Origin of the sequence: Cobetia sp. Ld8, assembly GCF_045066615.1 — a bacterium.
Lineage (GTDB): Bacteria > Pseudomonadota > Gammaproteobacteria > Pseudomonadales > Halomonadaceae > Cobetia > Cobetia amphilecti.
Map to the genome: position 1 here is coordinate 220,862 of NZ_JBISHF010000006.1, position 19,319 is coordinate 240,180.

At 65.5% G+C, this 19,319-nt stretch carries 15 protein-coding genes; 9 read left to right on the forward strand and 6 right to left on the reverse strand.

Annotated elements, in window-relative coordinates; translation table 11 throughout:
- The first annotated feature begins 36 nt into the window (after positions 1 to 36).
- A complete protein-coding gene (locus ACJJV2_RS02745; protein WP_405278126.1) occupies positions 37 to 960 on the forward strand; it encodes a LysR family transcriptional regulator in 924 nt (307 codons plus the stop codon).
- Between the two features lie 192 nt (positions 961 to 1,152).
- Here the strand turns inward: ACJJV2_RS02745 and ACJJV2_RS02750 are convergent, their stop codons facing one another.
- Entirely contained in the window at positions 1,153 to 1,998 is an 846-nt protein-coding gene (locus ACJJV2_RS02750; RefSeq protein ID WP_405278128.1) for a zinc-dependent peptidase, read from the reverse strand.
- A gap of 4 nt (positions 1,999 to 2,002) precedes the next feature.
- Positions 2,003 to 3,562 carry a carbon-nitrogen hydrolase family protein gene (locus ACJJV2_RS02755; protein ID WP_043334381.1) on the reverse strand — a complete coding sequence of 520 codons (1,560 nt, stop codon included), beginning with the start codon at positions 3,560 to 3,562 and terminating at the stop codon, positions 2,003 to 2,005.
- A 387-nt stretch (positions 3,563 to 3,949) separates the two neighbouring features.
- On the opposite strand from ACJJV2_RS02755, the gene ACJJV2_RS02760 reads away from it, so the two are divergent.
- Both ACJJV2_RS02760 and ACJJV2_RS02765 read left to right on the forward strand, forming a co-directional pair.
- Positions 3,950 to 4,672, forward strand: a complete 723-nt coding sequence (locus ACJJV2_RS02760; RefSeq protein ID WP_405278131.1) for a glutathione S-transferase N-terminal domain-containing protein — start codon at positions 3,950 to 3,952, stop codon at positions 4,670 to 4,672.
- Between the two features lie 167 nt (positions 4,673 to 4,839).
- Positions 4,840 to 5,529, forward strand: coding sequence for a glutathione S-transferase C-terminal domain-containing protein (locus ACJJV2_RS02765; RefSeq protein WP_405278133.1), 690 nt, complete (start codon positions 4,840 to 4,842; stop codon positions 5,527 to 5,529).
- A gap of 110 nt (positions 5,530 to 5,639) precedes the next feature.
- On the opposite strand, the gene ACJJV2_RS02770 is transcribed toward ACJJV2_RS02765, so the two are convergent.
- Positions 5,640 to 6,554: a LysR family transcriptional regulator gene (locus tag ACJJV2_RS02770; protein WP_054555676.1), complete on the reverse strand. Its 915-nt coding sequence runs from the start codon at positions 6,552 to 6,554 to the stop codon at positions 5,640 to 5,642.
- Positions 6,555 to 7,141: 587 nt separating this feature from the next.
- Here ACJJV2_RS02770 and modA point away from each other — a divergent pair.
- The 4 genes from modA to ACJJV2_RS02790 all read left to right on the forward strand — a co-directional run bounded on the left by modA (position 7,142) and on the right by ACJJV2_RS02790 (position 10,932).
- Positions 7,142 to 7,942, forward strand: a complete 801-nt coding sequence (modA, locus tag ACJJV2_RS02775; protein ID WP_405278136.1) for a molybdate ABC transporter substrate-binding protein — start codon at positions 7,142 to 7,144, stop codon at positions 7,940 to 7,942.
- A 187-nt stretch (positions 7,943 to 8,129) separates the two neighbouring features.
- Positions 8,130 to 8,822: a molybdate ABC transporter permease subunit gene (gene modB, locus ACJJV2_RS02780; protein ID WP_166020006.1), complete on the forward strand. Its 693-nt coding sequence runs from the start codon at positions 8,130 to 8,132 to the stop codon at positions 8,820 to 8,822.
- Entirely contained in the window at positions 8,815 to 10,053 is a 1,239-nt protein-coding gene (gene modC, locus ACJJV2_RS02785) for a molybdenum ABC transporter ATP-binding protein (RefSeq protein ID WP_405278138.1), read from the forward strand. The genes modB and modC overlap by 8 nt, the downstream gene beginning before the upstream one ends.
- 63 nt (positions 10,054 to 10,116) lie before the next feature.
- Positions 10,117 to 10,932, forward strand: a complete 816-nt coding sequence (locus tag ACJJV2_RS02790; RefSeq protein ID WP_405278140.1) for an MOSC domain-containing protein — start codon at positions 10,117 to 10,119, stop codon at positions 10,930 to 10,932.
- A gap of 148 nt (positions 10,933 to 11,080) precedes the next feature.
- On the opposite strand, the gene ACJJV2_RS02795 is transcribed toward ACJJV2_RS02790, so the two are convergent.
- The gene (locus ACJJV2_RS02795; RefSeq protein ID WP_405278142.1) at positions 11,081 to 12,055 is read right to left on the reverse strand and encodes a histone deacetylase; all 975 of its coding nucleotides are present in this window, start codon (positions 12,053 to 12,055) and stop codon (positions 11,081 to 11,083) included.
- Positions 12,039 to 14,222 (reverse strand): alkaline phosphatase family protein, encoded by a 2,184-nt coding sequence (locus ACJJV2_RS02800; RefSeq protein ID WP_405278144.1) that lies wholly within the window; start codon positions 14,220 to 14,222, stop codon positions 12,039 to 12,041. The genes ACJJV2_RS02795 and ACJJV2_RS02800 overlap by 17 nt, the downstream gene beginning before the upstream one ends.
- Positions 14,223 to 14,482: 260 nt before the next feature.
- Between ACJJV2_RS02800 and ACJJV2_RS02805 the strand changes: the two genes are divergently transcribed.
- Both ACJJV2_RS02805 and ACJJV2_RS02810 read left to right on the forward strand, forming a co-directional pair.
- Complete coding sequence (locus ACJJV2_RS02805) at positions 14,483 to 15,139, forward strand: oxidoreductase (RefSeq protein ID WP_279839644.1); 657 nt, start codon at positions 14,483 to 14,485, stop codon at positions 15,137 to 15,139.
- A 51-nt stretch (positions 15,140 to 15,190) separates the two neighbouring features.
- Positions 15,191 to 17,917 carry an ATP-binding protein gene (locus ACJJV2_RS02810; protein WP_405278146.1) on the forward strand — a complete coding sequence of 909 codons (2,727 nt, stop codon included), beginning with the start codon at positions 15,191 to 15,193 and terminating at the stop codon, positions 17,915 to 17,917.
- Positions 17,918 to 17,990: 73 nt separating this feature from the next.
- Here the strand turns inward: ACJJV2_RS02810 and cra are convergent, their stop codons facing one another.
- Positions 17,991 to 18,998 carry a catabolite repressor/activator gene (cra, locus tag ACJJV2_RS02815; protein WP_248380891.1) on the reverse strand — a complete coding sequence of 336 codons (1,008 nt, stop codon included), beginning with the start codon at positions 18,996 to 18,998 and terminating at the stop codon, positions 17,991 to 17,993.
- Positions 18,999 to 19,319 lie beyond the last annotated feature (321 nt).

Genomic DNA, 19,319 nt, shown 5'->3' on the forward strand with positions numbered 1-19,319 from the left:
TGCCGATTGACCTTCATGCTCTGATGCGAGATAGCCATGCACGAACCTTCCCCCACGGCGCCGAATGCCTTGCCGCGCCCCCTGCCGCCGCTGGCTTGGTTGCAGGCCTTCGAAGCCGCTGCGCGCCTGATGAGCTTCACGCGTGCCGCCGAGGAGCTGAGCGTCACCCAGTCGGCCATTAGCCAGCGGATTCGCCAGCTGGAGGACCGCCTTGGCCAGCCATTGTTCGTACGCCATGCCCGCAGCCTCAATCTGACGCCGGCCGGTCAGGCCTGGTTGCCAGCGCTGCAGGATGGCTTCCAGCGCCTGCAGGAAGGCACGCTGGAAGTCTTCGGCCCCTCGCGCGCCGCGCCGGTCAGCCTGCGGGCGACCCCGATGAGCCAGCAGGCCTGGCTGTTGCCGCGGCTAGCGAACTTCCACCGTGACCAGCCCGAGATCGCGCTGCGTCTGGTCAGTGCCTTCTGGCAGAGCGACTTCGATGGCGAGCAGGTGGATATCGAGCTGCGCTACGGCCAGGGCGACTGGCCACAGGTGGAGGCGATCCAGGTGGGGGCAGGGCAGGAGAGAATGGCCGTCGTGGCGAGTCCGGCGCTGAGCGCGCAGCTGACCACGGCGGCGGACCTGGCCGGCATGACGCTGCTGCATGCCGCAGGCTTCGCGGTGGGCTGGCGGCGCTGGCTGGTGGCGGCAGATCAACTGGGGCTGGAGAAGACGACCTCCACCATCAGCTGTGACACCCAGGTGATGACGCTGGAAATGGCGCGTCTCGGCATGGGGGTGGCGCTGGTGCATGAAGGCCATTTCCGGCAATGGCTGGCGTCCGGCAATGGCGGGCTGGAGCAGGTCTTCGCGCTGACGATTCCCGCCGAGCAGAACTTCTGGCTGGTGCGCTCCAATCAGCGCCCGATGCGGCCCACCGCGCAGCGTGTCTGGGATTATCTGTTGGCGGAGCCACAGTGAGCGATGCAGAGGTGGCTTTTGCGACCCCTGCTGATCGATGTTCCGTGACTGCTGATGCGCTTTCGAGTGATATACCGTTAGCTTGAGGTGGCGCCCGGCACGGTAAGCGACCGCTATCTTTTCTCTCTCGTGATTTCCTCGGCTTGCTGGTGCCTTGTCTGCCAAGCGTGTAGTCAGATCTGCCAGGCGTGGTCAGTCGGAAGGCGGCGGGCAACGTGCCAATGGCGACTGCTGGAAGAAGCGCTCCAGCAGGGCATACAGCGCCGGATAGGCCGCATTGAGCTCATCCGGTGCGCTGAAGAAATACTCGCAGCAGACGGCGAAGCATTCGGCGGGGTGGCTGGCGGCGTAGTCATCGATGGGCGTCGGCTCACCGCGTGACAGGCGCGCGCTCAGGTCATCCCACACGGCAGTGAAGGTGGCGTGCCACTCCGCCGCGCTGATATGGCGTGGCAGGGGCGGAAAGCCATCGGCATCGGTGGCGTTGGCCATGTCGAGCTTGTGGGCGAATTCATGGATCACCACGTTGAAGCCGCTCCAGTCACCGCTGGCGGCCAGGTCCTGTTGGGTGACCACCACTGGCCCCTGGTACCAGGTCTCGCCGGCGCGGGTGTCCTCGAAGACATGCACCACACCGGCGTCATCCATCTCTTCCACCTCACGGCGGATGGCTTGCAATGGCAGCATGATCTCGTGCACGCGAGCGCCGGCGTCCTGCCAGCGCTCGGCATGCGCCCAGCCGTTGAGCAGCAGCATCGCCTGAGCGGCCAGTGCCAGCGCCTCGACCTGTGCGAGCGGCTCGGCGCTGGTCAGCTTCCAGTCGCTCAGCTGATGGCGGGCGCGCCGCTCAAGACGCGCCAGTGCCTCGGCGTCGAGCCCCTCGAGAATCGGCAGGCGCTCGCAAACTGCCTGCCACGCGTCATCCGGCGCTGTCTCGCCAGCGGGGGAGGTGGCCGAGGCAGCGCCGGCGTCGGGGGCTGACATATCACGGCCGTGGTAAGCGGAGCGCTGCCACAGCCGTTGCCACCAGTGCGTCATCGGCTCAGTCCTGACGGCTGCCGGACTTCCACGACCAGTCACGCAGACGCAGCTCGAAGAGGTCCTTGCGGCGGTCCTTGAGGTTGGTCACCGAGCCTTCGCTGCGCACCACCTTGAGACGCTCCAGATCGAGATCCGAGAACATGATCATCTCGGTGTTCGGCGTGGTCTCGGCCATCACCGCGTCATGCGGGAAGGAGAAGTCTGACGGCGAGAACACCGCTGACTGGGCGTACTGGATGTCGAGGCTCTCGATGGACGGCAGGTTGCCGACGCTGCCGCAGACCACCACGTAGCATTCGTTCTCGATGGCACGCGCCTGGGCGCAGTTGCGCACGCGCAGGTAGCTGTTCTTGGTGTCGGTCCAGAACGGCACCATCAGGATGTCCATGTCCTGATCGGCCAGCAGACGCGACAGTTCCGGGAACTCCACGTCGTAGCAGATCAGCATGCCGATGCGTCCGGCGTCGGTCTCGAACACGGCCAGCTCGTCACCGCCCTTGATGATCCAGTCGCGGCGCTCCTGCGGCGTGATGTGCAGCTTGGCCTGACGGTCGATCTCGCCATCGCGGTGACACAGGTAGGTGACGTTGTAGAGCTCGTTGTCGTCACCGATCTCGACCATGGAGCCGGCCACGATGTTGATGTTGTAGGCCACCGCCATGCGCGAGATTTCCTGCTTGAAGCGCTCGGTGAAGCCGGCGAGGTAGCGGATGCAGCGCACCGGGTCGCTCTGGTCTTCCAAAAGGCCGATCAACGGCGTGTTGAACAGCTCCGGGAAGACGGCGAAGTCACTCTGGTAATCCGACAGGGCGTCGACGTAGTACTCGACCTGTTGCAGCACGGATTCGACACTGTCGAACTTGCGCATCTGCCACTGCACGGCGCCGACGCGAATCATCGTCTTGCGGCTTTCCAGCACGCGCTCGGCGGGCTCGAACAGGATGTTGCTCCACTCCAGCAGCGTGGCGTAGCCCTGGGAATCCTCGTCTTCCGGCAGGTACTGGCGCAGCAGGCGCTTGACCAGGAAGCCGTTGGCCAGCTGGAACGACAGGATGGGATCATGGATCTCGCGACGCTCCACCTTGTCGATGTACTCGGAGGGCGAGAGCTCGGCGGCGTATTCGTGGTACTGGGGAATGCGCCCGCCGGCCAGAATCGAGCGCAGATTCATCGAGCGGCACAGGTCCTTGCGCGCCTCGTACAGGCGGCGACCGAGGCGATAGCCGCGGTAGTCGACGTCGATCAGCACATCCAGACCGTAAAGCGCATCGCCATCCTCCTTGTTGAGGATGATCTCGCGCTGGCCGATCAGGTCGTCGTACTTGTGCGGGTTGGAGAAGGCGTCGTAATCCACCAGCGCCGTCAGGGCGACACCGACCAGCCTCTCGCCATCCTCGATCACGATCTGGCCATCGGGGAATTCGGCGATCAGGCGGTTGATGGTGTGCTCAGGCCAGGCGCCACCGATGTCGTCGTAGATGCCGTCCATCAGGCGCTTGAGCTGGGGGTAATCTGACTCCTGCAGGTTGCGCAGGTTCAGGTGCAGGTCTTCGACGGACATCGAGACTCCTTGGAAAATGAAAGAGGGGATCAGGGCAGGAAGTGGCTGGCGCGAAAGCGATGGGCCCCATTATTCGCGCTGTCGAGGCCGGGTGTCATCAATATCCTTTGGTCAATGTCCGGCCCTGGTCATGCAACCCTCATCAATGGGTCCAACCTCGCGTCACTGCAAGGGTGAGCGAGTCTTCGCGCCTTGAGTGGCGCTCAGCGCGATGTTGAACGAATGCTCATTTTGCTTGCATTTGCGCGACACAACGTCCAAAACAATGCCAAGGGCAGGGCGCGCGCAGCGAAGTCATGCCGTTCATATCAAGCTTGAGAGACACCAGACCTCAATGACCCCAGGCCTTAGTGACACCAGACCTCAATGACACCCAAGGAGACCCGCATGACCCCAGTCCTTCATGAATTGCGTGGCCGTGATGACCGCCTGCGTTTCTCGCCGTTCTGCTGGCGTGCGCGTCTGGCACTCGCCCACAAGGGCCTTGCGGCCGAACTCGTGCCGATGCTGTTCACCGACAAGAGCCCGATCGACTTCTGCGATTCCACCACGGTGCCGGTGCTCAAGGATGCGCACGGCGTGGCGATGGACAGCTATGACATCTTCAAGCATCTGGACGCGCATTATCCAGACAGCGGCGATGGCCTGCTGATCGGCGATGCACACGCCGAGGCACGCCTGAACTTCGTCAAGGTGTATACCGAGCAGGTCATGGCGGTCGGCTTCTTCCGCCTGGTGGCGCTGGATCTGCTGGCGGCCATCCACCCGGATGACCGCGAGTACTTCCGCACCAGCCGTGAAGCCCGCTTCGGCATGCCCTTCGAGGAATTCAACAACGTCGAGGCCGCACGCGGCATCCTGGACAGCGCCTTCAAGCCGCTACGTGGCCTGCTCGCCAATCAGCCCTTCATGGATGGCGATGCCCCGGCGGCGGCGGATTACCTGGTCTTCGGCTTCTTCATCTGGGCACACATCGTCTCCGATACCTCGCCCTTCGGCGAGACGGAAGATGCGGGCGACCCGCTGGTGCAGTGGCGCGAGCGCATGATGGATCTCTTCGACGGCATGGCGCGCAAGGCGCCGCGTGCCAGCGAGATTCCGCAGTCATAACACCTTCAGTAACGCCTGCAGTAACGGCTGCAGTAAAGAACATGCTCGCAATGCCTCTGGTGAAAAGCTGCACGAGGGGGCCTGGCGATGAACATGATCTCCTCGATGGCTCGAACGCTCATGGGCGTTCGAGCCATTTTGCTATGTCCTTGCACAGGAGCCCACAGATGATAGATCTGTATTACTGGACCACACCCAACGGCCACAAGATCACGATCTTCCTGGAGGAAGCCGGTCTCGAGTATCGCCTCATTCCGGTGAACATCAGCAAGGGGGAGCAGTTCGCGCCGGAGTTTCTGGCCATCTCGCCCAACAATCGCATGCCGGCGATCGTCGATCATGCGCCCGCCGATGGCGGTGAGCCGATCTCGGTGTTCGAGTCCGGTGCGATTCTGGAGTATCTGGCCGACAAGTGCGGCAAGTTTCTGGCGCAGGAAACACGCGCCCGCAATGACGTGCTGCAGTGGCTGCACTGGCAGATGGGTGGCCTGGGGCCGATGCTGGGACAGGTGCATCATTTCAAGCACTACGCGCCAGAGCCGGTGGAGTACGCCATCGAGCGCTATCACAAGGAAGGCGAGCGTCTGTATGGCGTACTGGAGCGCCAGCTTGCGGAGCGTGACTTCGTGGCGGGGGACGAGTTGAGCATCGCCGACATGGCCATCTGGCCGTGGCTGAAGGCCGAGAAGCAGGAGATCGATCTGACGCGCTTCCCGGCGGTCGCCGCCTATCGTGCCCGCATCGCCGCGCGTGATGGCGTCAAGCGGGCGATGGCGCGTATCGATGACATCAATCCGGCCGCCAATGTGGCGATGGATGAGGAAGCGCGCCGTCATCTGTTCGGCCAGCAATCCTGACGGGCAGTCAGTGCCGCTGTGAAGTCATGAAATTGTGGAACTGAGAAGTCGTGAAGCTGAGAAGTTTGAAGCAACTGCTGAACGGCCCGAAGCGCTGTCAGGCCGACTGGTCAGCGGGTCCAGTCCGTCGGCACACGACGGCGTATATGGTCGAGCAGCGCGCCGAGCTTGCGCGGCGGATGCCCGAAGGGATAGTGCAGGCTGACCGGAATCGACGGCCCCTTCCACTCGGGCAGGCAGGCCTCGAACTGTCCCGGGTGCGCCGTCGCCCGGGTGCGCACGTGGTAGTCCGGCAGCAGGCCGATACCGGCACCGTGCGCGATATGGTCGGCATGCACCACCACGTTGTCGACCGTGAAGCGTGACGGTGGCAGGCTCAGGCGATACTCGCCTTCCTCGGGGTGATTGAGCACCAGGTTGGGGTGATGGCGATCGATCAGGTTGACCCAGTCATGGGAGGTCAGCTCGCTGGGGTGCTGCGGATGGCCATGCTGGCGCAGATAGCTGGGGTGGGCGTAGAGATGTTGCTGCTGCTGACCCAGAATCTCCTCGCGCAGCCCGGTGTCCTTGGCCGGACCTTCCCACAGCCACAGCATCACCTGGTCGTCATCGCGTGACGGCGGCAGATGGTTGGCGGTCAGGGTCAGGCGAATGCCCGGATACTCTTCGATGAAGTCGGTCAGCACATGATTGAACCAGCCACGCAGGAAGTGCGGGTGCGCGCTGACGGTGATGTCACCGCTGATCTCCTCGCGCAGTTCATCCAGTGCGATCTGCGAGCGCTCGCCCAGCGACAGCATCTGCTGGCAGTACTGATAGAACAGCGTGCCGGCCTCGGTGGGAATCAGGCGATTGGCCTGACGATGCAGCAGCGGCTGGCCTAATTGGTGTTCGAGATGGCTGATCCGGCGGCTGAGCGTGGACTTGGAGATACCGAGATGCTCGGCTCCTGCGCCCAGATTGCCGTAGCGCATGATGGCATCGAAGGCACTGAGGCCCTGAAATTCGTCAAGTACTGGAGGCATGACTTGGTGGCACCCGCCGCTGTTGTCTGCCGTTGAAGCGGCAAATAGCGTGAAAGAAAGCATGAAAGCAGGAATCGCGTCGTTGCTGGGGTGTGGGCCAGCGTCTCCCTGCCATTTTGGCCAGCATTGTAGCCGATCTGGTCGAGCGAATGGCATACATGTGAGTGATTCGCGTTTGCCTGTAGCCGGATGCGGCGAAACATCCGCCAGCCGGCGGCTGTCGCTGACCAGCCCGTGGCGGATGGCAGCCGGGCGCTGACAGGCAGCCAGCGAGCCTCAAGCGAGCCTCATGCCGCTGGCGTTCGACAATCAGGGTTGACGGTTTCCGCGCCCCGCGCGGCAATTGCGCCCACATGAGATGCACATGGCGAGCGAGCGCGGCATCATGGCGAGATCAATACGCAGCAGGCCTCGTCGCTGCGTTTCACTGTTCAAGGACCCTGTAGATGTCATTCGCTACCCGCTTGCGCGCCCGGGCCGCCTTGCTTGCCTCTCCGCTACGGTTTGCGTCATCAGCGCCAACGCCTTCATCAGCGCTATCTTCTTCATCAGCGCTGTTTAGGGGCGCCAGCCTGGCGGCCCCGTTGATGCTGGCACTGCTGGCCGCGCCGGTTCAGGCAGACGAGCGCCCCCAGATCCGTGTCATGGCCGCCGCCTCGCTGCATGATGCGCTGGATGCCATCGAGGCGCGCTACGAGCGTCTCGCCGACGTGGACATCATGCCGGTCTACGCCTCGTCCTCGACCCTGGCGCGTCAGCTGGCCAATGGGGCTCCGGCGCAGCTGTATCTGTCGGCCAATGAGCGCTGGATGGACTGGCTGGAGCAGCAGGCCGGCATCGTCGTCACCGGCCGTCACGACCTGCTGGGCAACCGTCTCGCGCTGGTCGCGCCCGGCCCCAGCCAGCTGGACGCCAGTGTCAGCAACGCCGAGGACGCCACCGATGTGGCCGAGCGCCTCGCCGCCACCGGCAGCAACACGCGCCTGGCCGTCGGCGACCCCGACCACGTGCCCGCGGGCATCTATGCGCGCCAGTCGCTGGAAGCGCTGGGGCAGTGGCAGACGCTGCGCTCGCGTCTGGCCAGCGCCGAGGACGTGCGCGCCGCGCTGGCGCTGGTCGAGCATGGCGAGGCCCCGCTGGGGATTGTCTATGCCACCGACGCCGCCATCAGCCATCGGGTGCATCAGATCGGCCTGCTGCCGGACAGCAGCCATGACCCCATCCACTATCCTGCCGCCTTGATCAGCCGTGGCGGTGATGCGCCGTCGTCACAGGCCGAGGCCTTCTCGGCCTGGCTTTCCAGCAACGAGGCCGGCGCCATCTTCCATCGCTTCGGCTTCAGCACGCTCGCCCATCAGGCTCCTGCTGCGCAGCCTGAGGCCGACTAGCCGCTGGATCGGCGTCGAGGTGCCTTGCGGAGGTGCCTTGCGTCATACGCTGGCATGTCATCGACAAGATGAGGCCGCTACACTGGGAGCCTGCTGTCACATCGGCGTGATCAAGGCGGGCAGGGCTGTCTGCCGGCGCTTCGCGTCACGTCATGTGCGAGAACCTGTCTTCGTCTGAGGAAGATCCATGCTGAGTGCGCTGGAATGGGAAGCCCTGAGCCTGAGCCTCAAGGTGGCTTGCGTCGCGGTCGGCCTGAGCCTGATTCCCGGTTTTGCGGCGGCCTGGTGGCTGGCGCGACGTGAGTTTCGTGGCAAGGCGCTGGTCGATGGTCTGCTGCATCTGCCGCTGGTGTTGCCGCCCGTGGTGGTCGGTTATCTGTTGCTGGTCACCTTCGGGCGCAATGGCGCCATCGGCCAGTGGCTGGCCAAGATCGATATCGTGCTGCCCTTCACCTGGCAGGGCGCGGCGCTGGCGGCGGCGGTGATGGCCTTTCCGCTGATGGTGCGCGCGATGCGCCTGTCACTGGAGGCCATCGACCCGGGGCTGGAGGCCGCAGCTCGCACCCTCGGGGCCAACCCGCTGCGCGTGCTGTTCACGGTGACCATGCCGCTGGCGCTGCCGGGCATTCTCACCGGTGGCATGCTGGCCTTCGCGCGCGCGCTGTCGGAGTTCGGTGCCACCATCACCTTCGCCGCCAATATCCCCGGCGAGACCCGCACGCTGCCGTTGGCGCTCTATACCCTGATCCAGACCCCGGGCCAGGAAGGCGCCGCGGCCAGGCTGTGCGCCATCGCCGTCGTCATCGCGATGCTGTCGCTGCTGGCCTCCGAATGGCTGGCACGTCGCGCGCGACTGCGCATGGAGGGGCGTGATGCTTGATTTCCATCTCCATCGTCAGCAGGGCGCCTTCACGCTGGATGCCACGCTCAAGGTGCCGGCGCGCGGCGTCACGGCGCTCTTCGGGCGCTCCGGCAGCGGCAAGACCACCATCCTGCGCCTGATCGCAGGTCTCGAACGTCCCGACCATGGCCATCTGCGCCTGGACGGCGAGTGCCTGACGGGCGGCGAGAACGATATCTTCGTGCCGGCGCATCGTCGCAGGCTCGGCGTCGTCTTCCAGGAGCCGCGCCTGTTTCCGCACTACAGCGTGCGCGGCAACCTCCGCTACGGCATGCCGCGCGCCCTGACACCCGCCCAGCGCCAACAGAATCAGTCACGCCTGCATGAGATGGTCACGCTGCTGGGCATCGAGGACCTGCTGTCGCGCATGCCCGGCCAGCTCTCCGGTGGCGAGGCGCGGCGTGTCGCGATCGGCCGCGCCCTGCTGTCACGCCCGCGCATGCTGTTGCTGGATGAGCCGCTGACCGGCCTCGACGGCGCGCGCAAGCAGGAGCTGCTGCACTACATTGCGCGGCTGGCGCGCGAGATCGAGATCCCGATCCTGTTCGTCAGTCATGACACCCGCGAGCTGTTCGCGGTCGCCGACCGCCTGGCGCTGGTGGACAACGGCCGCATCACCGCCAGCGGCGAGATCGGTGACATGCTGTCACGGCTGGACCTGGCACCGCAGACCGGCCGCTTCGAAGCGGGCTCGCTGCTGACCGCCGAGGTGCTGTCGCACGATGATGACTGGCAGCTGACGCGTCTGGGGCTGGGCGCCGGGCTGAGCCTCAAGCTGGCGCGGCTGGCGATGCCGGTGGGGCGTCGTGTGCGACTGCGGCTGCGGGCGCGTGACATCAGCATCGCGCTGGAGACGCCAACCCACACCAGCCTGCGCAATGCCTTGCCGGCCGTGATCCACGAGATCGAGAGCGAGCGCGGCCACGCCAGCGCCGAGCTGGTGCTGGGCATCGCCGGCCAGCGGGTGAGGGCGCGAGTCGACCGTCTGGTGTGTCAGGAGCTGGGCCTCAAGGTCGGGCTGGGCGTCAAGGCGCTGATTTCCAGCGTGGCGCTTTCGGGCCCCGACGTGATCAGCCTGGACGCCATGGATGACGACATCCCTGTGGTGAATGCGGCCCAGCCGAGTGCGGCCCAGCCGAATGTGACACAGACAAATACAGCACAGGCCAAGGCGCCAAATGACGCTGGCTCTGCCTCGCCTGCGAGCTGATACCGCTCGGATGCACCGTAAGCTGATTTCTCGAATTGATGGACTCTGGAAAGGAAACCTCTCATGCAGTTGACCCACCTGTGGCGCTATCCCCTCAAGTCCGGCGCCGCTGAAGCGCTTCAGACAGCGACGCTCGGCGAGGAAGGTCTCACGCAGGACCGCCGCTTCGTGGTGGTCGCGGCGCGTGGCAAGTTCGTCACCGCGCGCACGCATCCTCAGATGCAGCGACTGGCCTTGCGCGAAGACGCCAGCGGCCAGTGGCGACTGTGGCATCTGGACCGGCCCGAATGCGGTAGCGTCAGCTTTGCCACCGATGACCAGGCCGAGCGTCTCGACATCCAGGTGTGGGCCGATCGGTTCACTGCCTTGAGCGTGAGCTTTGAGGCTGATGCCTGGCTGAGTGAGCAGGTCGGCATGCCGGTCAGGCTCAGCTGGTTGGGCGAGCGCTCGGAGCGCTATCGCGAGATCATCGCGCAGCGCGTCAGCGCCGCCGACGGCTTCCCGTTGTTGCTGGCCAATCAGGCTTCGTTGGCGGCGCTCAACGCCCAGACCCCGAGTGCGGACCATGGCATGGATCAGTTCCGCCCCAATCTGGTGATCAGCGGCGCCGAGGCATGGGCCGAGGATGGCTGGCAGGAAGTGCGCATCGGCGAGGCACGCTTCACGCTGGTGTCTTCCTGCACCCGCTGTGCGATGGTCAATGTCGACCCGGCGACGGGCGATAAGCGTGGCGACGGCGAGCCGCTCAAGACGCTGGCACGGGTGCGCCGCTTCGCGGATGGCCAGGTGCACTTCGGCTACAACCTCGTCGCGCTCGATCCCTCGCGCAAGCCTACCTTGCGTGTCGGCGACGAGGTGGAAGTCACCGCCTTCAAGTGATGTCGCTGGCATCTTGTCTACAGGCCTGAACGAAAACGCCCGCCATCCTCGATGGCGGGCGTTTTCGTTCGGGGGACGCTTGGCAAGACAGTAGGCGAGGCGCTTGGCCAGACAGTAATCGAGGAGGTAGGCACGACGGTATGCAAGCTCAGCCCGGCGGCCCGAACAGGGCCGGCTGGCCATGGGCCTCGCGCCAGACATCCAGCGCCGCACGGTGCAGCTGGCTGTGGCGCCATGCCAGCGCCTCGATATCGCGGTCATAGCCGCCACCGATCACGCAGGCCACGGCGGCACCCGCCGTGCGACAGCGCTGGATGACATGTCGCTCGCGGTGGTAGAGGCCGCTGTCGCTCAACTCGAGATGGCCGAGCCTGTCCGCGGCATGCGGGTCGACACCGGCATCGAAGATCACCAGCTCCGGGCGTACCCGCGTCAGCACCTCCTCAAGCGTACGCTCCAGCACCGCCAGATAGTCCGCATCGCCCATGCCCCTGGGCAAGGGCACGTCCAGGTCACTTTGCTGCTTGCGCGCCGGGAAGTTGCTCTCGGCATGCAGTGACAGCGTGAAGACCCGCGGCTCGTCGGCGAAGATCAACGCCGTGCCATCGCCCTGATGCACATCGAGATCGACGATCAGCACGCGCTTCACGCCGTCGTCCAGTGCTTGATGCGCCGCCACGCCGATGTCGTTGAGCAGACAATAGCCGCTGGCGGCCTCCGGGTGGGCGTGATGGGTGCCGCCCGCGGTATTGCAGGCCAGCCCGCGCTTGAGCGCTTCGCGTACAGTGGTCAGGGTGCCACCCACGGCCAGCACGCTGCGCTCGCGCAGTGCCTCGCTCCACACGAAACCGCTGCGCCGCTGGGCCTGCGCGCTCAGGGTGCCAGTGAGAAATTCATGCACATAGCGGCGGGTATGCACGCTGAGCAGGTCGTCCTCCTCGGCGGGCTGGGGCGTCACCCAGTCGACAGCCGAGGCGCAGTCGGCCAGTTGGCGGTCGAGCAGGCGCTTGAGCACGCTGAACTTGTCCATCGGGAAGGGATGCTTCTCGGGCAGCGCTATCCGATAGCCGGGATGGTGAATCAGCGCCAGCGGCGGGCAGTGGGCATCAGCGACGGGGCACAAAGTGCACCTCCTGCCCGTCGGTGGTCAGCTGGCGGATGGCGGTGGGGCGGCCGTCGCTATCCAGGTCGACCAGTCCGATACCGCAGGCGTTCAGCAGGCGTTCGCCATGACTGGCCGCGTCGTGACGGCGCGGCGTGACACGCATGTTGCGCCGGCGTGTCAGCAGATTGAGCGGCGAGCGCGGGGCGTACAGCCAGCGATTGAGGCGATCGAGCACATCCAGCAGGCCGACCGGGAAGCGATTGCGGATGCCGCTGCTGGTGATCTGCCAGATGCTCGGGCTCGAACGGCGATGCTTGAGGCGCACATCGTAGGCGAAGGAGTAGTGCACATCGCCGGACAGGATCACGAAGTTCTGCGGCGTGCGCGAGTGGCGGAAGATGTTGAGCATCACGCTGGCCGCGCCGCGATGCGCCATCCAGTTCTCGGCATCGACCATCAACGGCTTGCCCGCCAGCGTGAACAGCTTCTGGATGCTCTCGATCAGCTTGACGCCGAACATCGGTGCCGGGGACACCAGCACCACGGCCGGATGGCCGACCAGCCGTTGCTGAAGCTCGCTCAGCGCCTCCCAGTCCATCAGCCCCGAGGGATGCGAGAGCTTGCGCTCGCTGCGCCAGCGGCGGGTGCGCGTATCGGCCACGATCAGCGGCGGCGTGGTGTCGAGCTGATAATCCCAGCTCTCGCAGCGATGCAGGTGGGCGATCAACGCCTCCTGACGCTCGACATCGAAATGGCCGTCGGCGGCCCTGTCAGTGTGATCAGATTGCGCCTTGTCAGTGCCAGTCAGGGCATGAGTGAACAGCGCCCGGGTCTCCTCCAGCAGCTCTGCCAGTGGCTCCGGCCCGTTGCCGGCGGCCTGGCACAGCAGATAGCCGGTCAGCGCATTGCCGATGATGCGGCGCGAGAAGGGGTGGCCATAGGCGGCTTCCTCCCAGGCGGCGCTGAGGTTCCAGTCATCGGTGACATCGTGGTCATCGAAGATCATCAGGCTGGGCACATTGGCCAGCAGGCGACGTACCTGACCGAGTCCGCCACAGAAGCGCCGCAGATGGCGGGCCTCGGTGGCATGGCGCTCACGGGTGGCGTCGTCATGGCCCTCGAGCGCCGAGGGATCTTCCAGCGTGATGCCCAGCGCCTCCCACGGCACGTCAGACCACACCAGCAGGTACATGGCGATGACTTCCGACAGGCCGATCAGGTGGTTGTCGGCACCGGTGGAGGTGAAGATGGGCTTGCGCTTGGCACCGAAGAAGCTGGCGGCCACACCTTCGTTGGCCGGCATGTCCGGCAGCAGCTGCGGTCGGTGGTAGAGATGGGACGGATGCTGGCGCAGCTCGCGAGTATCGGAGACTTCGGCCTCCATCAGCGTCTCCTCCGGCAACCCCAGCCCCGCGATCAGCTGATCGATCGCGCCCAGCATCGGCCCCGCGACATCGTCGGCGTAGATCTGATCGCCGGTGAACAGCATCACCTCCGGCCACTCGGCGACGCTCTGACGTCGCTCGCTCAACCAGCGATCCAGCGCCACCAGTCCGTCGCCACCGGGGCCCTTGGGCGGCGGCGTCTCAAGGCGATCGGTCGACGCAGCGTCTTCTGCACTCTGCTGCGCCTGCTGCTCGTCGTCACTCAAGCCGTGATGCGGCTTGCGGCAGCTGCCATGCGCGACACGCGTCAGGCGTGACGGCAGACGAAAGCGCGGCAGGCTTTCACCGGGGTAGCAGATCTGTGGCGCCCAGTCGGCGATGCCCTGCCATTCGGGCGTGTCTGTCGATGACGCTGCCGCTTCCGTTGCCGATGACGCTGTCGCTGACGGCTCCGCCAGGCCCAGCTCGTAGGCGATGGCGCAGTCGGCAGGCAAGGGCGTGTCGGGATGCGCTTCGATCAACAGCAGCCAGGCGTGCTCCCCCAGTGGCATCGCCAGATGCTCCGTCAGCCGACAGCTTGATGTCGTCGGCAGGCCATCCTCACCTCGCGTGGGAGGCGTCGCGTCCTGCTCCGGCAGCAGCCACACCCGCGCCTGCTGTGGGCGAGAGGTCACCAGCCACAGCATCACGCCCTCGGCGGTGACACGGCGCAATATCGGGCCTGCCAGCACGCGGGGCAGGGCAGCAGTCGGTGTGGGAGAGCCGTTGGCAGGCAGCGAAGCGGACGAAGTGGCAGACATGAAGCAGGCTCGATGGCAGGTGGAGACGGATAGCGGTCAGCTGACTATCATCAGCTGACGCTTAACAGGCGATAGCGGAACAGGCGACGAACACCAGTCATGGGCGCAGGCGTGGGCTTGCGCGTATGAGTGGCTCCGTGCGTTGAGTGTGACAACTCGTCGTGGCGCGAGGTTCGCAGGCTCGCAAAGCATGCGCGAGCTAGCGTAAAGTTGGGCCCTTGAATGCACATGGCGTTCGCACAATAGCATGGGAAACCGGCATGAATGATCCATCGGCGAAGCGCCTCGTGAGTCCGCTGTCCAGGCCAGTCAATCGCGGGTACGGCTCGCGCAGCTCCATCTGGCGCAAGGTCGCCCTGGCAACGAGCCTGATCGCGACCCTGTCAGCGAGTCTCTTCAGCCCTGCGGCCCTGGCCGCCGAGGCGCCGCTGGCGACAGGCGAGCGCCACGTGCTGGCGGCCAATGACTGCCTGCCTGCACCCAGCGGGCCGGTGGTGTTGACGGTCGAGGGCGCTGTCAGCTGTGGCAATGCCGGTTCCCTGCAGGCACCACGGGCGCGTTTCGATCTGGCGATGCTCGAGGCCATGCCGTCGCGCGTGGTAGCTACCCACACCCCCTGGACCCAGGGACGTGTCAGCTTCTCCGGCCCGCTACTGCGCGAGCTGGTGGCGCGGGTGTCTGAAGATGCCAGGGGGCTCAAGGTGCGGGCACTGAATGACTTCGTGGCCGAGATTCCCCTCAGCGACATCGAGGACTTCGATGTCCTGCTGGCGACGCGACGCGACGGCGAGCGCATGCCGGTGCGTGACCTCGGGCCCTTGTTCGTGCTGTATCCCTTCGATGCTCATCCGGAATTGCTCAATGAGCAGGTACGCTTTCGCAGTGTCTGGCAGGTCACCGGGCTGACGCTGGAGTGAGCGAGGGCTGGCGCCTGACCCCTCAGGCGCAAGATGACATGGAGTCATGCAGTGAATCAGTCGCCGGATGAAAGATCCCCGCTTTCAGGCACCGCTGCTGATCAGTCCCTTGCTGATCAGGGCATTGCCGCGTCGGGTGTGGGCGGAAGCGGCAATTCCCCCGCGCGCTGGCCGCTGTGGCTGGGCATGGCGATCAGCATCCTGTGTCTGCTGGCCTCCATCGGCATCGGCGGCACCATCCTGCACAACCAGGTCAGCCTGGAAGACCGCACCCGCGACGACGCCGTCTGGTCGATCTACAAGCTGGATCGCGAGGCGGTCAGCCTCTCCTCCTCGATAGCGCGCTTTCGCGTCGCCGGGCCAGCCGATCGTGCCAGTATCTGGAATGAGGTGCTGCAGAATTACGAGCTGCTCTACAGCCGCACCTATATCTTCCGGCGGGGGGATTTCCAGCGCCATCTGATGACCCTGCCGGCCGTGCCGCTGCTGGCCGATGAGTTGATGAGCCAGATCGAGTATCTCGATCTGCGGCTGGAAAAGTGGCGGCATGGCCCGGTGTTCGAGGGCACGGGCCCGGTGCAGGGCGCCCAGGCTGACGACGCTGCACAGCGCTCCCAGGTGCTGGGGCCCGAGGGTCGCGAGGCGGCGGAGTTCCAGCAGCTGAGCGATGCGCTGGGCGATACCACCCAGACGCTGTTGTTGCGGGTACGCGCACGCCTGGCCGAGGAGCTGGCCCACGAGCGTCAGAGCCGCGACAGCCTGGTGCAGCTGATGTTGCTGCTGCTGGCGCTGATGCTGCTGGCCACCTTGATGGTCTGCCGTCAGGTCTGGCTGCAGGCCCGCGGACGTGAACAGGCCCGCCTGCAGATGCTGGCGATGTCGTCGGCCCTCAAGCACGAGGCGGCGCGGGCCGAACAGGCCAGTCGCGCCAAGTCCGAGTTTCTGGCCACCATGAGCCACGAGATTCGTACTCCGCTCAATGGCGTGATCGGCATGAGCGAGCTGTTGCTGGCCGAACCGCTGCAGAGCAGTGCGCACCGCTATGCCAGCAGTCTGCGCGACAGCGGCGAAGTGCTGATGGGGCTGGTGGATGATGTCCTCGACTTCTCCAAGATCGAGGCCGGCAAGCTCAGCGTCGAGCGACGTCCCTTCGAACTGCACACGGCCATCGATGGCGTGATCGACCTGCTGCTGCCGCAGATGGACAGCACGCGCATCGTCTTCGATGACCGCCGTTCCGCCCAGCTGCCCGAGCAGGTCATGGGCGATTCGGTGCGTCTGCGTCAGGTGCTGCTCAATCTGCTCTCCAATGCCTTCAAGTTCACCGAGCAGGGGCGTGTCTGTCTGCTGGTCGAGGCATTGCCGGCGGGGCGCGTGCGCTTCGAGGTCGATGACACCGGCATCGGGGTCAGTGAAGAACAGGCCGCCCAGCTGTTCGAGCCCTTTACCCAGGGCGATGCCTCCACCGCGCGCCGCTTCGGCGGTACCGGACTCGGGCTTTCGATCTCGCGGCGGCTGGTCGAGTTGATGGGCGGGCGACTGGGCCTCAAGCAACGCCCGGGCAAGGGTGCCTGCTTCTGGTTCGAGCTGCCGCTGCCACGCGCCGCGGCGCTCAAGCGACCAGTCTTCACCTCCGCGCCCCTGCCGCTCAGCCGTGGCGAGCATGTCCTGGTGGTCGACGACAATCACATCAATCGCGAAGTGGCCCACTCCATGCTCAGTGGCCTGGGCTACACGGTGACGACGGTCGACAGTGGCGAGGCGGCGCTGGCGTGGTATGCGCGCCAGCGCGATACGGTGCTGGTGCTGCTCGACCTGCGCATGCCGGGACTGGATGGATTTGCGGTGGCGCGGCGTTGGCGCGCCATGGAGCACAGTGACAGGCGTGCGCCGAGCCTTATCGTCGCGATGACGGCCAATGTGGCGGCGGGGGAGCGTGCGCGCTGCCTCTCGGCGGGCATGAACGACTTCCTGTCCAAGCCGATCCGGCGTCAGCAGCTCGCCAGCATGCTGGCGCGCTGGCAGTCGGGCAGCCAGGACCTCGGCGAATGGCGCGTCAATGCCCTCGCCAGCACCCAGCCCTTCGATCCGATCAACTATTCCCCTACCACTGAGCGACCGCCCCACTTCGAGGCACCGCCGGAAACCGGTGAGGCACTCGCGCGTGCGGCGTCATTGGTGGCATCACTCGATTCCCCCGCTGCGCGGCGTCGCATGATCCATGAGGCCCAGGCGCGTGCCACTGAGGCCGAGGCTGAAGCTGAAACTGAGACTGAAGCTGAAGCAGACAAGGTCAGTGAGCCGTCGGCGGCTGGTCCCATCGAGCGGCGTGAGCCTGAGGGCAAAAGCGAGGGCGAGGGCGAACGGGAAGGGGCAGAAGGGGGACACACGAGCATGCGCACAGGGGAGTCGTGGACATCTGGCGGCTCAGCGGCTGAGCTTGCGCAGGCCGCGACGCCTGCGCTGCGGGATGAACTGGATGCTGACAGCATCGCGGCCCTCGAGGCGGCCTTCGAGGAGCAGCTCGAGCAGCAGTCCCAGCGCCTGTCGCGGGCGGTGGATCACATGGATCTGAAGCAGCTGCAGCATGAGGCCCATCTGCTCAAGGGCAGCGCCGCCACCCTGGATCATGACCTGCTGCGCGATGCCGCCCTGCAGCTGGAGCTGCTGCTGGCATCCGACACGCCGCGCACCCGCATCGAGGCCGCGGTGGCGGCGCTGCTGGCCGAGATTCGCGATCACCGCATCGCCCACGATGCCGGTCAGGCCTGGCGCTAGCACAGCCTGGCGCCAGCACAGTTTGGCGCCAGCAAAGCCGCCCTCGGTCAGGCACATCACCTCAGACATCAGCTCAGTGCTGGCGGCGGCGCAGTTCGCGTTCCACCAGCGTCACGCCGGGCGTGGTCTGGCCCTGAATGCCCTGCAGCGCCAGCGTCAGCGTCGCATCGGCGATCTGCTGGTGACGCTGGGGCAGTGAATGGATCGGCAGCGGCAGGAAGTCGAGCAGGCGGTCGTCGCCGAAGCTGGCCATCGCCTTGGGCGGATTGGCCGGCGGCCCCTCGGCGAACAGCACATCAAGCACGCCATCCATCAGGGTGTAGGAGGCGGTGACGATGGCGTCCGGCAGCGGTGAATGGCGGAGATGCTCGGTCAACGCCGCCGCGCCGGCCTCGCGCTCGTAACGCGCGGCATGCAGGGTGGTGGCCTCAAGCTCGCTGCTGCCGGTGCGCTGCTGATAGTGCGTCAGCGCCGCCTGCATGCCGCTGGCGCGCGCCCGCGTGATATCGATCTCCGGCAAGGCGTCCAGCCACAGCAGTCGCTGCGGCGCGTGTTCCAGCACGGCTTCGGTCAGCTGGCGAGCGGCATCTTCATTGTTGCTGACCACGCTGGCGAAGTGGCGCGTATCCAGCGCGCGATCGACACCGATGACCGGAAAGCCATCCAGCGCCAGTTCGCGGTAGAAGGGGTCATCGGGGGACAGGCAGCTGGCGGTGATCAGCGCATCGACCCGCCGCGCCTTGAGCATGCGCGCCAGCTCGCGCTCGGTTTCCGGCTCATCGTCGGAGCAGACGATGAACAGCTGATAGTCGCGCTCACGCGCCCCGCGCTCCAGCAATTTGGCCAGGCGGGCATAACTGGCGTTCTCCAGGTCCGGCAGCATGAAGCCCAGCGTGCGGCTTTCGCCACGCCGCAGCGCGGCTGCCTGGGCATCGATCCGATAGTGATGACGTTGTACCACCGCCATGACGCGCTCGACCGTCTGGGGGCTGATACGTCGTGCCTGTGCCTGCCCATTGACCACATAACTGGCGGTGGTGCGTGAAACGCCTGCAAGACGCGCGATTTCTGCCAGGGTCATGCCACTGTCCTTGCTGGAAAGGGGGAACGGGATCTGCGTGCTCCATGTGCGAGGAATGATGCGCACTTGTGGGCTCGGGTGCAAATCCTCTCTGCGCCGGGCACGCCTCGCTCGACGCCTCTCGAGCCCGCGCCACAGGCGGCTCTACGCCCAATGTCTAGTCACCAGAAGCACGTTTTCGGTTTGTGTTCGCTTGATCGGGCGCAAGAAAACGGCCAGCATGAGCCCTATTGAGGTGACACGATTCAGCATGCTCGTCATCACGCCATGACGCCGCTACCCTGTCGGAACTCGCCAAGTGACGTGTCGCGGCAGCTGAAA

What these genes read in the sequence shown, in the direction of transcription:
- ACJJV2_RS02745 (WP_405278126.1), top strand. Translation starts at nt 37, where the DNA reads ATGCACGAACCTTCCCCCACGGCGCCGAATGCCTTGCCGCGCCCCCTG.
- ACJJV2_RS02750 (WP_405278128.1), bottom strand. Translation starts at nt 1,998, where the DNA reads ATGACGCACTGGTGGCAACGGCTGTGGCAGCGCTCCGCTTACCACGGC.
- ACJJV2_RS02755 (WP_043334381.1), bottom strand. Translation starts at nt 3,562, where the DNA reads ATGTCCGTCGAAGACCTGCACCTGAACCTGCGCAACCTGCAGGAGTCA.
- ACJJV2_RS02760 (WP_405278131.1), top strand. Translation starts at nt 3,950, where the DNA reads ATGACCCCAGTCCTTCATGAATTGCGTGGCCGTGATGACCGCCTGCGT.
- ACJJV2_RS02765 (WP_405278133.1), top strand. Translation starts at nt 4,840, where the DNA reads ATGATAGATCTGTATTACTGGACCACACCCAACGGCCACAAGATCACG.
- ACJJV2_RS02770 (WP_054555676.1), bottom strand. Translation starts at nt 6,554, where the DNA reads ATGCCTCCAGTACTTGACGAATTTCAGGGCCTCAGTGCCTTCGATGCC.
- modA (WP_405278136.1), top strand. Translation starts at nt 7,142, where the DNA reads ATGCTGGCACTGCTGGCCGCGCCGGTTCAGGCAGACGAGCGCCCCCAG.
- modB (WP_166020006.1), top strand. Translation starts at nt 8,130, where the DNA reads ATGCTGAGTGCGCTGGAATGGGAAGCCCTGAGCCTGAGCCTCAAGGTG.
- modC (WP_405278138.1), top strand. Translation starts at nt 8,815, where the DNA reads ATGCTTGATTTCCATCTCCATCGTCAGCAGGGCGCCTTCACGCTGGAT.
- ACJJV2_RS02790 (WP_405278140.1), top strand. Translation starts at nt 10,117, where the DNA reads ATGCAGTTGACCCACCTGTGGCGCTATCCCCTCAAGTCCGGCGCCGCT.
- ACJJV2_RS02800 (WP_405278144.1), bottom strand. Translation starts at nt 14,222, where the DNA reads ATGTCTGCCACTTCGTCCGCTTCGCTGCCTGCCAACGGCTCTCCCACA.
- ACJJV2_RS02805 (WP_279839644.1), top strand. Translation starts at nt 14,483, where the DNA reads ATGAATGATCCATCGGCGAAGCGCCTCGTGAGTCCGCTGTCCAGGCCA.
- cra (WP_248380891.1), bottom strand. Translation starts at nt 18,998, where the DNA reads ATGACCCTGGCAGAAATCGCGCGTCTTGCAGGCGTTTCACGCACCACC.